The organism is Sphingobacterium sp. R2 (assembly GCF_040760075.1).
Classification (GTDB): Bacteria; Bacteroidota; Bacteroidia; order Sphingobacteriales; family Sphingobacteriaceae; genus Sphingobacterium.
The window spans coordinates 64223-76463 of sequence record NZ_CP142884.1 but is presented as its reverse complement, the minus strand read 5'-3'; the positions used below and the strand labels follow the sequence as shown (position 1 = coordinate 76463).

The 12241-nt window shown below is 37.1% G+C and carries 13 protein-coding genes; 4 read left to right on the top strand and 9 right to left on the bottom strand.

What is annotated here, in order from left to right:
• Positions 1-116 precede the first annotated feature (116 nt).
• The gene (gene trxA / locus VXM68_RS00345; RefSeq protein ID WP_104385830.1) at positions 117-437 is read left to right on the top strand and encodes a thioredoxin; all 321 of its coding nucleotides are present in this window, start codon (positions 117-119) and stop codon (positions 435-437) included.
• A gap of 579 nt (positions 438-1016) precedes the next feature.
• On the opposite strand, the gene rplI is transcribed toward trxA, so the two are convergent.
• The 7 genes from rplI to VXM68_RS00310 all read right to left on the bottom strand — a co-directional run bounded on the left by rplI (position 1017) and on the right by VXM68_RS00310 (position 7205).
• Positions 1017-1460: a 50S ribosomal protein L9 gene (rplI, locus tag VXM68_RS00340; protein ID WP_293957770.1), complete on the bottom strand. Its 444-nt coding sequence runs from the start codon at positions 1458-1460 to the stop codon at positions 1017-1019.
• 15 nt (positions 1461-1475) lie between these two features.
• Positions 1476-1739, bottom strand: a complete 264-nt coding sequence (gene rpsR / locus VXM68_RS00335) for a 30S ribosomal protein S18 (RefSeq protein WP_028071347.1) — start codon at positions 1737-1739, stop codon at positions 1476-1478.
• Complete coding sequence (gene rpsF / locus VXM68_RS00330; RefSeq protein ID WP_046671750.1) at positions 1739-2107, bottom strand: 30S ribosomal protein S6; 369 nt, start codon at positions 2105-2107, stop codon at positions 1739-1741. The genes rpsR and rpsF overlap by 1 nt, the downstream gene beginning before the upstream one ends.
• 144 nt (positions 2108-2251) lie before the next feature.
• Complete coding sequence (gene dapA / locus VXM68_RS00325; RefSeq protein ID WP_294186243.1) at positions 2252-3130, bottom strand: 4-hydroxy-tetrahydrodipicolinate synthase; 879 nt, start codon at positions 3128-3130, stop codon at positions 2252-2254.
• A gap of 36 nt (positions 3131-3166) precedes the next feature.
• The gene (gene ligA / locus VXM68_RS00320; protein WP_367210133.1) at positions 3167-5191 is read right to left on the bottom strand and encodes an NAD-dependent DNA ligase LigA; all 2025 of its coding nucleotides are present in this window, start codon (positions 5189-5191) and stop codon (positions 3167-3169) included.
• A 119-nt stretch (positions 5192-5310) separates the two neighbouring features.
• Positions 5311-6342, bottom strand: coding sequence for a glycosyltransferase family 2 protein (locus VXM68_RS00315; RefSeq protein WP_294186240.1), 1032 nt, complete (start codon positions 6340-6342; stop codon positions 5311-5313).
• On the bottom strand, positions 6339-7205 hold the full coding sequence (locus VXM68_RS00310; RefSeq protein WP_294186238.1) for a lysophospholipid acyltransferase family protein: 867 nt from the start codon (positions 7203-7205) through the stop codon (positions 6339-6341). The genes VXM68_RS00315 and VXM68_RS00310 overlap by 4 nt, the downstream gene beginning before the upstream one ends.
• 88 nt (positions 7206-7293) lie before the next feature.
• On the opposite strand from VXM68_RS00310, the gene VXM68_RS00305 reads away from it, so the two are divergent.
• Both VXM68_RS00305 and VXM68_RS00300 read left to right on the top strand, forming a co-directional pair.
• A complete protein-coding gene (locus VXM68_RS00305) occupies positions 7294-7905 on the top strand; it encodes a WbqC family protein (RefSeq protein ID WP_293957775.1) in 612 nt (203 codons plus the stop codon).
• 64 nt (positions 7906-7969) lie between these two features.
• Positions 7970-8656 carry an outer membrane beta-barrel protein gene (locus VXM68_RS00300; RefSeq protein ID WP_367210132.1) on the top strand — a complete coding sequence of 229 codons (687 nt, stop codon included), beginning with the start codon at positions 7970-7972 and terminating at the stop codon, positions 8654-8656.
• Position 8657: 1 nt separating this feature from the next.
• Here VXM68_RS00300 and VXM68_RS00295 read toward each other — a convergent pair whose 3' ends face one another.
• Together VXM68_RS00295 and VXM68_RS00290 are read right to left on the bottom strand one after the other, a co-directional pair.
• The gene (locus VXM68_RS00295; protein ID WP_367210131.1) at positions 8658-9662 is read right to left on the bottom strand and encodes a YihY/virulence factor BrkB family protein; all 1005 of its coding nucleotides are present in this window, start codon (positions 9660-9662) and stop codon (positions 8658-8660) included.
• A 35-nt stretch (positions 9663-9697) separates the two neighbouring features.
• Entirely contained in the window at positions 9698-11464 is a 1767-nt protein-coding gene (locus tag VXM68_RS00290) for a long-chain fatty acid--CoA ligase (protein ID WP_294186232.1), read from the bottom strand.
• 268 nt (positions 11465-11732) lie between these two features.
• On the opposite strand from VXM68_RS00290, the gene VXM68_RS00285 reads away from it, so the two are divergent.
• On the top strand, positions 11733-12233 hold the full coding sequence (locus VXM68_RS00285) for a hypothetical protein (RefSeq protein WP_367210130.1): 501 nt from the start codon (positions 11733-11735) through the stop codon (positions 12231-12233).
• The last annotated feature ends 8 nt before the right edge of the window (positions 12234-12241 follow it).

Below are 12241 nucleotides of genomic sequence, written 5' to 3'. Positions count from 1 at the left end.
TTGGAATTTGTGTAATTAAGATTACAAATTCATTAATAGTTGTTATTATCTTTGTTTATAGATTTTAGCAATTAAAAAATATACATCTAACTTCGGTTTATAAAAATTAAAAGATTATGGCATTAGAAATTACAGATAGCAACTTTGAAGAAGTTGTTTTAAAAGCAGACAAACCAGTATTAATCGATTTTTGGGCAGAGTGGTGTGGACCATGTCGTATGGTAGGTCCTGTAGTGGAGGAATTGGCGAAGGATTATGAAGGAAAAGCGGTTATTGGGAAAGTCAACGTGGATGAGAATCCAGAGATTTCAGTACGTTATGGAATTCGTAATATCCCTGCTTTGTTATTCTTCAAAAATGGAGAAATTGTTGATAAGCAAATCGGTGCTGTTCCAAAGTCTGTTTTGAACGAGAAATTAGAAAAGCAACTGGCTTAACGAACTATAAAGACCAAAAAAGCCTGAAATTCATATTTCGGGCTTTTTTTTGTTTGATCAGTTCGTTTTAATTGTTTTTTTTTTGAAGATGTGTGTGTGTTTTATTTGTTTTTTTGAATTTTATCCTGTTAATTCCCAATAAAATGTGATTCTACTTTTTTTTATTAGTATTTTTTTTGATTTTATTTGATTTCAGCACTCGTTTTATCTTTATTATTATATAATTATTTATAATTAGCATTATATTTTTGCTTTTTATTGATTTTTATGTTTTTTTTATCAAAAAAAATCAATTTTATTTGTGAAAATGCATATTTTTTACTTTCTTTGAGTATGAAAAATGAGTAAAAATTGATTTTATCGCTATTACTTACTTTTTTTAGTTTTTTAACTCTATTTTTGAGTGTTTTTTAGATAAAAACGTAATTAGATAAAGATTTTCCCTTTCAAATACCCTAGATTATGCCTCGCGTTACTCTCCGTAACGCGAGTTTTTTTTGAGGTATGCATAAGGTTAGAAACAAAAAAACGGCTATCCTTTCGGATAGCCGCTTTTTATTATTGACTAAATAAACTGAATTACTCAGCAATTACTTCGAAAGGAACTTGAACTTTCACTTCTTTGTGTAAGTTTAAGTTAGCGATATATTCACCTACTTCTTTAGGTTCTACTTCGAAAGTGATACGACGACGATCAACGTCAAAACCTTTCGCTTTCAATGCATCAGCAATTTGAATACTATTTACTTTACCAAAGATTTTACCAGATTCACCTGCTTTAGCACCAATTGAAAGTTTGATAGTTTCTAATTTACCAGCTAATTCAGTTGCGTCTTTTTTGATTTTGTCTTGTTTAAACTGAGCTTGTTTAATGTTCTCAGCTAAAACTTTTTTTGCAGATTCAGTCGCTTGGATTGCAAATCCTTGAGGGATTAAGTAGTTACGACCGAAACCTGGTTTTACATTAACGATATCGTTTTGCTCACCTAAGCCTTTGATATCTTGTTTTAAAATTACTTCCATTTTCTATCGTCCTCCTTATTTAATTGCATCAGCTAAGTAAGGTAACAAGCCGATGTGACGAGCACGTTTAACAGCTTGAGCTACTTTACGTTGAAATTTCAAAGATGTACCAGTCAAACGACGAGGTAAGATTTTACCTTGATCATTTACAAATTTCATCAAGAAGTTAGCATCTTTATAATCGATATATTTGATACCATTCTTTTTGAAACGACAGTATTTTTTACGATTGTCCTCTACTTTAGGAGCAGTTACGTATTGGATATTTTCGTTAGCCATTAGTTTGCGCCCTCCTCAGTTTTAGTTTCAGCTTTTTTGTTGAATGCACCGCTACGTTTTTTCTCGTTGTAAGCTTTGGCATGTTTGTCTAAACTTACAGTCAAGAAACGCATAATGCGCTCATCACGTTTGTATTCAACCTCTAATTTATTGATTAATTCACCTGGAGCCTTGAATTCAGTTAAGTGATAAAATCCAGTAGTTTTTTTCTGGATTGGATACGCTAATTTTTTCAAACCCCAATTGTCTTCAGCGACAATCTCGGCTCCGCCTTCTGTTAAGATGTTTTTGAATTTTGCGATTACTTCTTTCGCAGCATCATCAGAAAGCAACGGGGTAAGAACGATTACAGATTCGTACTGTTGCATTGTGTTAATTAATTTTGTTATTTAAAAATCCACTTTTGTGGAAGTGCAAATGTAGGTATTATATTGTTATGTTGCAAAGCATTAAAACAAAAAAGTTTAGATCCTTTATGGATCTAAACTTTTCTTAAGTGTACGCTACGGTATTTACTTAATTTTTTTTAACTCTTCTTTTATAGCAGCCTGAGTATTTGTACTTATACGCACTAAGGGAAGGCGTAATATATCTTTTCCAATACCCAATTCTTGAAGTATATATTTTACGCCAGCGGGATTTCCTTCAATAAAACATAGTTCGGTAATATCCAATAGTTCTTGATGTATCGATCTAGCGTCGATATAATTCCCTTCGGCACATAATTTTGTTAAGGTTGCTACTTTTTTCGGTAAAGCATTTCCGATTACTGAAATGATGCCGGCAGCACCAAGAGCCATCATTGGCAAGGTAACGGGATCATCACCAGAAATCAGTAAAAAATCTTTTGGTTTATCCCGTAAGATTTCACTGAACTGAGCAAAGTTACCCGAAGCTTCTTTGATAGCAACGATATTAAAAAAATCATTCGCTAATCGTAATGTTGTCTGTGCAGAAATATTGCTCCCTGTGCGTCCAGGTACATTGTATAAAATAATAGGCAGGGGAGATGCTGCTGCAACAGCTTTATAATGTTGATAAATTCCCTCTTGAGTCGGTTTGTTATAATATGGAGAAACGGATAGAATCGCACAAAATCCAGTTGAATCAAAATTTTTGATTTGCTCCACAATCTCAGCCGTATTGTTTCCACCGATACCAGCAACCAGAGGTAATCTACCGTTCACGCGCTTGACAGTAAAATCCCAGATGCGCTTTCGTTCATCATTGGTCAATGTGGCAACTTCTCCAGTTGTACCTAAAGAAACCAAATAGTCCATACCTTCGTTGATCTGCAAGTCAATAAGCTGACCCAATGCTTCGAAATCAACAGATTCATCTGAGTTAAAAGGAGTGACTAATGCTACTCCTGCGCCGTGAAGCTCGTTCATCTTGTCTTTGTGTTTATATTAATTTAATTAAAAAACTTATTTTGGATTAATGAGTTGGAATAGTTCTTTGTCATTAATCATCGGGATGCCTAATTTTTCTGCTTTCGCAAGTTTAGAAGGCCCCATTTTATCTCCTGCCACGAGATAACTTAATTTGGCAGAAATCGCTGAAACCATCTTTCCGCCATGACTCTCAATCAATGCCGCTAATTCTTCCCGCGAGTGGTCTGCGAAGACACCGGATATTAAAAAAGTTTTCCCTTCCAGTAAGTTGCTGGTCAAAACAATTTCTTTTTCCTTAATTTCAAAATTTAAGCCGTAATTTCTTAAAGCCGTAATCTGTTCTTGATGAATCGGATTGTCCAAGTATTCTCTAACGCTTTCGGCAATGCGACGTCCAATATCCTGTACGCTTTCGATTTCTTCTGCCGATGCTTTTGCCAAGGCATCAATATTTTTAAAGTGCAGCGCTAATTTCTTTGCGATCGTTTCACCAACGTGACGTATGCCCAAAGAGAATAGTACTTTTTCAAACGGTTTTTCTTTAGACTTCTCAATGCCTTTCAGCATATTTTCTATGGATTTCTGACCGAAACGTTCCAGTTGCTGTAAATCTTCCTGATGGTCTTTTAGGCCATAAATATCAACAATATTGTGTAATAAGCCTTTTTTGAAGAAGTTGTCAACCGTTTCGTCGCCCATACCTTCGATGTCCATCATTTTGCGTCCGATAAAATGCTGCATTTTACCAATAATTTGGGGGGGACACCCTGTTTCATTAGGGCAGTAGTGTACCGCTTCGCCATCTTGGCGTATGAGTTCGGAGCCACATTCGGGGCATGATGTTGGGTAGACAAAGCTTGTTGATCCAGGCAATCTCTTGGTGTAATTAACGCCAATAATTTTGGGTATGATTTCTCCCCCCTTTTCCACAAATACTGTATCATGTTCGTGCAGATCCAGGCGAGCAATTTCATTTGCATTGTGTAGGGACGCACGTTTGACCGTAGTCCCTGCAAGTTGTACAGGTTGAAGATTGGCTACTGGAGTAACAGCACCTGTACGACCGACTTGATAACTGATGGAGTTCAATTCGGTTTCTACACGTTCAGCCTTGAACTTATAGGATATTGCCCACCTTGGATTTTTGGCGGTAAAGCCAAGTTCTTCCTGTTGCGCATAATCATTTACTTTAATCACAATTCCATCGATTTCATAGCCAAGATTATGGCGTTCGACCTCCCAATAATCGATAAATGCAAATACATCGCTTATAGCGGTACATTTTCTACTATGTTCGCTGACATGAAATCCCCATTCTTTTACATGGTTCAAGCTATTCCAATGGTCGTGAAAAAGATTTGTTCTGTTGTCGCAATACAAAAAGTAAAGGAAACAGTCTAATGGTCGCTTCGCAACCTCAGCAGAGTCTTGCAGTTTAATCGTTCCGGAAGCGAAATTTCTCGGATTAGCATACATTGGCTCCGCATTATCTTCGCGCTCTTTGTTCAAACGCAGAAAAGCTGATTTATGCATAAATATTTCTCCGCGTATTTCGAATTGCGCTGGATAAGCTCCTTCTTTGAGTTTGATCGGAATTGATCGGATTGTCTTAACATTGTTGGTAACCACATCGCCCTGCGTGCCATCGCCACGAGTAACCGCCTTACTTAGCTTGCCATTTTCATACGTCAAGCTGATGGATAAACCATCGAATTTTAATTCGCAGACGTATTCAAACTGATCGCCAATGATTTTTCGGATACGCTGGTCGAAATCAAGCAATTCTTCTTGGCTGTATGTATTGCCTAAAGAGAGCATGGGCCAGCGGTGTCTTTCCGTTTGAAATCGGGAAGTTATATCCCCGCCAACACGCTGTGTAGGGGAATTGGGATCAGCAAACGCTGGATATTGGGCTTCCAGGGCTTCAAGTTCCTTTAGTTTAAGGTCGAAGTCGTAGTCAGAAATAACACTGTTCGCCAATACATAGTACTGGTAGTTATACTGATTGAGTTCTGCGGTTAAGTCTTTTATCTTTTTTTCAATATCCATCGCCAACATTTTGCAAAATTACAAATAAAAAGTACGTTTAAATAAAATAAATAAAGAATCTTGTCATAATGACTGCTTTATTTTTAAAATGCGTTTTTTTGCATTTTGTATTTTGGGGAAATAAAAAACTATTTGAAATCACTTGATTTTAGCTGAGAAAATTTATGTTTGCTATTCATGTAGAAATCCACAATAATTGACTTCTTGTACTGTCCTTTTGTATTTTCCAGATAGTTGTGTTTTTTACGTTTTTTAGCATTTTTAAAAATATTTAGGAAGAAATACTGATGCGCACGGCTGATAGCCCAGGCATCTTTGGGTTTTCGATCGATAAGGAATTTGGCAAGCGCAGCAAAATCAAACCATAGTCGGATGAAAATAATAAATATTGCTTTGCCTAAGGGCAGGTTTTTTTGCAGCATAACCATATTATTCCTAAAATTGAGATAGGTTTTTTTGGGATTGCTAGCATTGAGCGTTCCGCCTCCAACGTGGTAAACGATAGATTTGGGGCAATAGCCAATTCCATATCCCATCTTTTTCAATCGCCAGCACAAGTCAATTTCTTCCATATGCGCAAAGAAATCTTCATCTAGGCCCTCCGCAACCTTCCAGGCTTCCGAACGGATAAAAAGTGCAGCTCCTGAGGCCCAAAAAATTTCTGATTCCTCATCGTACTGTCCTTCGTCGTCTTCTACTTCATGTAGAATCCTACCTCTGCAGAAAGGGAATCCAAAGTAATCCAAATATCCCCCAGCTGCTCCAGCATGTTCAAACTTCTGCTTATCATGGAATGAGCGTATTTTGGGCTGTGCAGCTGCCAAAGATGGGTTTCTTTCCAAGTATTCTATGACTGGTTCGATCCAATTTTGACTCACTTCAACATCCGAATTGAGCAACACATAATAATCTGCGTTTACACGCTGCAATATCTTGTTATAGCCGCCTGCGAAGCCATAGTTTCGATCATTTTCGAGAATTGTAATGGTAGGGTAATACTGTCTCACAAATGAAATTGAATCATCATCGGAGGCATTGTCACCAATTACAAATTCGACATTTGGGTATGAGCTATTATAAACAGATGGTAAAAATTTTTCTAAAAAAAATCGACCGTTCCAATTGAGGATAACAACAGCTACTTTTGGTAATTTACTCATTTTCTACGTTTTCTTTTCCAGCGGTTATGCGACCATAACCAATATTCTGGGATCTCACGGATAAGCTGCTCAGCAAGCTGATTATGTAAATCGGTTATTTCATGTTCTCCAAAGCCGCTTGGCTCTTCGAGTAAGGTGTAAAATTTACAGGAATAATGACCTCTTTTAGGTTTTCTGTTGATTGAACAATAAACGACCGGCGCTTTACTTATTCGAGAAAGCCTTTCGGCTCCGGTATAGACCAATGTCTCTTGATTTAGCCAATTAATAAAGTAATCGGAATCCGAATACAAAGGGGTTTGATCGGCGACCAGTATGCTGACATTAGGTTGGCCCTTTAATTTTACGATATGACGGAGTATCTGTTTCATAGGTACCATTTCGGCACCAAACCGGCCCCGCATGCCATTGTAAACCTTGTCAATATCTTTGTTATTGAGTGGTTTGTATACGATCAACGTTGGAAAGTTTGTGATTAAACTCAAACGATGTATACCGAGCTCCCAGTTGCCGTAATGTGACGTTACACCAATGACATTCTTGCCGGCCTCAAGGTGTCTTGTCAATTCTTCCGCATTTTCCAAAATCATTCTTTTTTTAACTTCTTTAGCAGTAATTGTTTTCAATTTGATCGACTCCACAATGAGGTCCGGAAAAAAACGGTAAAACTTTTTAGCAATAAGAAGCCGCTCTTTATCCGTTTTTTCAGGAAAAGCATTTTTTAGATTCTGAAATACAATATTCTTTCTATATTCTATGATATAATAAAGTATGTAATAAAGCCCATCGGAGATCAAATACAGAAACCAATAGGGGAGAAGAGATATAATATAGATTAATGCGTTTAACGCTTTTTGTTTCATGCTATAGCTAAAATTCCCAGTTGTTCTTTACAAATATCCTTAATTTAAGTTATTTTTGCGTCACTTATAACAAAAATCATCAGTTTTTATGGAATCGCAGTTATTACTTCCGGCATGTTATCTTCCACCGATATCTTACTTTCATACGATACAAGAGCATAATCTTCCTTTAATCATCGAGAAATATGAGCATTTTCAAAAGCAAAGTTATCGTACAAGGGCACGTATTGCTTCTGCGAATGGTGTGCAGGATTTGATTGTACCGATTCAACATGGCAATAAAGATCGTGTTCCGATGAAAGATATTCGTATAAGTTATGAGTTTGACTGGCAGCGTCTACATTGGCTAAGTATTCAGACTGCTTATCGTAGTTCTGCTTATTTTGAGTACTATGAAGATGAATTTATACAGTTTTACGAAGCAAAATTCGACTATCTTGTGGATTTTAATGTGGCGCAGTTGGAACTTATTCTTAAATCTATCAAGCTTAAGCGCGCTGTGAATTTTACACAAGAGTATGTGTCAGCTCCCACGGATACGATCGATTATCGTAATGCTATACATCCCAAAAAGGAAAGTATATTGGCTAATCCAAAAGAGTATTATCAAGTTTTTTCAGATAAGAATGGATTCTACCCGGATCTGAGTATAATCGATTTGCTCTTCAATCAAGGGCCACAATCGAAAAGTTATCTGTAATTAGCCATATTTTTTGAACAAAATGCGTTTTATATTGTTGTTATTCAGTATAAAACGTATTTAAATGAAACGAATCCTATTAAGTTTTATTTTGCTTGGTGCTATTTGTGCTAGTGCTTTCGCTCAAGGGGGCGTTGACACGATACATTATAGAAAAGTATACTATTGGGGCACGACGGGCATGGGGTTTCCGATTGGAAAAACCAAAGAGATACTTTCGCCAAAATTTTCTGGAAGTATTGGCTTGGATATTTCCCTGAAAGATCCAAAGTTTTTTGTGTCTCCCACACTTTACACGCTTTCTTTTAAGTACAAACAACCATTGATTGATCCCGATTTCGAATATCGCATAGAAGATGCCAATACTAATTTTTATACTTTATCATTTTCTGGAGGTATTAGGAAACAGATGCGCCGACTAAACATGTATGGTTTTGCAGGGCCTGGTATTGGTCTGACAAGTGAGCCGAGAGCACGTGTACTTGCGGATCAGAATCTTGTTAAGATGGAGAGTGAAAATCGCCTGAATTTCTCCAGTAAAATAGGTGCCGGCGCAGACTACAAGTTTAATGGATTCTTTTTAGGTTTGGAGCTCGGCTATCTTCATAATTTTAGAAAAATACAGGATATCCCTGTCAATATATTCACCGTCATGGTGGGATTAAAATCCGATATTACGCAGATTGGAGACAAGGTCATTGATGTCATCGGTATAGATGGTTCCATCAGCGGAAAAAAAGACAAAAAGTAAATTATTGTTTTAAGATCTGAATTGTATCTCCTACGTGTGCTTCAGCATCGCTTCCTATTTTTTTAACTTTTTCTGTTTGTTCGACCGCTACTGCAAATGCGGAAGGTACAATGCCCGAGCCAAATTTAATGGCATAAAATTTCGTGAATTCTGCGCCAAAGTACAATATAGCAGCTGAATAGTAGATCCATAATAGCATGACGATAATGGATCCTGCAGCGCCATAAAAACTAGCCGTGGATGAAACGTTGAGATAGATTGAAATACCATATCTACCCAACATAAAAAGTAATCCTGTAAAGATGGCTCCGCCAAGCATATCTCTGAATTTTACTTTAGCATCGGGAAGGAAGGAAAAGATATATCCAAATAAGATGACAATGACTGAAAAGGTGATACCTGTATTTACCCAAGAAATAAGGGAGATTGGAATGAAAGGGAAATACGTCATCACTAAATTGGTCACTGCAACAATAAGCCCATTGATCATCAATGAGGCAATGAGTAAAAAGCCCAAGGCAATAACAATAGAAAAAGATATCAATCTGTTAATGATCAATTTCAGCCATCCCTTTTTCGGCTTGGGTTTTACTTTCCAGATATTATTGATAGAATCCTGTATATCAACGAATAAGGTCGTGGAAGATAGGATTAATGTAACAATACCTATCGTGATTCCCATATTGGATTTATTTTCGAATGTGATCTTCTGGAGATAAGACTGGATCTGGGTAGTAACATCCTGGCCGAAAAGTACCATGATCTCTTCCAACACCTGATCTTGGGCCGAAGATCCGCTTTGAAGATGTTCACCATAAAAGAATCCTATACACCAGATCACGATCATAAGAAGTGGTCCGATGGAGAAAACAGTGTAATAAGCAAGTGAAGCACTCTTCTTCATGCATTTGTCATCATTAAACCCATTAAATGCATCCACTAAAACATGCCAAATGTCTTTCCAATAAACGAGTGTAAATAAATCTCTCAGTGTAACGTGCTTCATAATACGGTGATCAATCCCAATAATCGTGCAAATTGTTATTCTTGGTTCTGTTCCTGATACAATTTGTCGATTGCAGTTTCGTTCTCTTTTAAAATAATCTTTCGCTTTAAACTCAATTTTGGTGTTAATTGACCGTCATTAATTGTCCATTCCTTTGGAAGTATAATGAATTTCTTAACAATTTCCCAATGTCCAAAATTAGTGGATAACCGGTTAATTTCATCCTGATATTTTTGGATTACCTCTGAGTTTTTAATTAGTTCTTCATTTGATGATAGGTTAATCCCTTTTTGGCTTGCCCATTTGGACAACACATCAAATGCCGGAACGATTAAAGCTCCAGGAAATTTTCTGTTTTCGCCAAAAACCATCACTTGTCCGATTAAAGTGGATTCCATGAGCTTATTTTCAATGGATTGTGGAGCGATATATTTGCCTCCGGCAGTTTTGAACATCTCCTTCTTGCGGTCGGTGATTTTAAGAAAACCATCGGCTGTGATTTCTCCGATATCACCTGTTTTGAAAAATCCTTGATCATCAAAAGCTTCTTTGGTAGCATCATCATTTTTGTAATAGCCTATGGTAATACTCGGGCCTTTCACTAGGATTTCTCCGTCTACAGCGATCTTTACCTCTAAATTTTTCAGAGGTTTACCCACAGTTCCAAATTTCAATCCATTTGGTAAGTAAGAATTGACAGCGATTACGGGAGAAGTTTCAGTCAGCCCATATCCTTCAAGTACTTTAAGTCCAGCCGCCCAAAATACACGCGCTAACCGTTCTTGAAGGGCAGCGCCGCCGGACACGATAATCTTAATATTTCCTCCAAGCGCTTCTTGCCATTTTGAGAATATCAATTTTCTAGCAATCGCAAGTTTAAGATTATAGAGCGCCCCATTATGTTCAGGTTCTTGAAATTTCAAACCTAAATTAACAGCCCAGAAGAAAATTTTCTTTTTTACCCCCGTTAGCGCTTTCCCTTTTTCAATGATCTTATCATATACTTTTTCCAGTACACGGGGTACCGTGGTGAATACATCTGGTTTAACATCGTTGATGTCTGCAACAACATTGTCTAGGTTTTCCGAAAAATAAATCTGAATCCCTTTGGAATAATACATGTAGACTACCATCCGTTCAAAAATATGGCATAAAGGCAGGAAGCTCAATGCCGTTTTGAAGTCGGGCTGAATCAGGTGGTTGCAAGCCAAGACATTACTGTACACATTTTTGTGTGAGAGATACACTCCCTTGGGACGCCCAGTGGTTCCTGAAGTATAGATTAATGTTAACAGATCATCTTCCGTTACAGCATCGCGAAATGGGGTTAAATCGGTGATGTCATCTTTGGTAGTTTCGATGAATGCTCTTAGAGGCGTATAATTTTCGATAGTATCAAAAGTATACAATTTTGGGTGAATTCCATGCTCGTTGATCGCTTGTTCGATACGGTCTATTAACTCCTTGTTGCTAACAAATAGGACATTTACATCCGAATCATTTATAATAAATGATAGGTCCTGCGCAGATAGGGTAGGATACAGGGGTACGGTTGCAAGGCCTATTTGGTTGCAGGCAAAATCAACTAAATTCCATTCAGGTCTGTTGCCGGACATAATTCCTACCCGCTCACCTTTCTTGAGCCCGAGCTTCAGTAGCGCCCTGCTTAAGGAGTCTATAGCATCTGTGTATTCTTTGGTAGAATACGTTTTCCATTGGCCATTTCCATCGCGACCCGCTACCATAATATCCTTTGCGTAATTTTCTTTATATAAAGTTATAAAGTCAAAAATTCTGCCCATATCACTTGAGTTTATTGGTTATTACTACATGCTGTATTGTCTTAAATATAAAAAAAATATCAGAAATAAAGTTGGAGAATTTGGGATTAATCTCATAACAATTCAAACATTATGTCGTTATAGCTATGATGTAATATTTATTTTACTTAAAATGTCTTTCTAAGAGGAGGTCTGATAAATAGTCCTCTGGATATGCAATTATATTGCATATAAAAAGCATTTTTTCTATGTTTGAAAAAAAAGTAAAGCAAAAAAGCGTACGATTTTTATGAAAAAATTATTTTTAGCCGTTAGTGGGATGTTGATGTTTGGTGCAATATCCAATAGAGCGGTCGCTCAATTGGATAATAGAGGCGCTATTGGCGGCCGATTTGGGTCTGCTCAGGGAATTACTTATCGTCATACGCTTAATTCGGATCATGCATTGGAAGGTATCATGAGTATTCAGAGCAATTCTGACTTCCGCCGTTTTCGTGTCGTAGGTTTATATGAAATATATAAACCGCTGGCTGCCGGATTCAATTGGTATTATGGTTTTGGCGGTAGCGTCGGTTCTTTTAAAGAGAAAGATAAAATTTTCGATGGTAAACGTCAGTCATTTGATTCACAGCTCAACCTGAGTATTGATGGTATTGTTGGAATTGAATTTAACGTTCCACAGTCACCGTTTCAGATCTCATTGGATGTAAAACCTTACTTTGATTTTCTAAATGAATCGAGTATCAAATTGTTTGACCCGGTCGGTTTTTCAGTAAGGTATAAATTTTAATGTAAAAA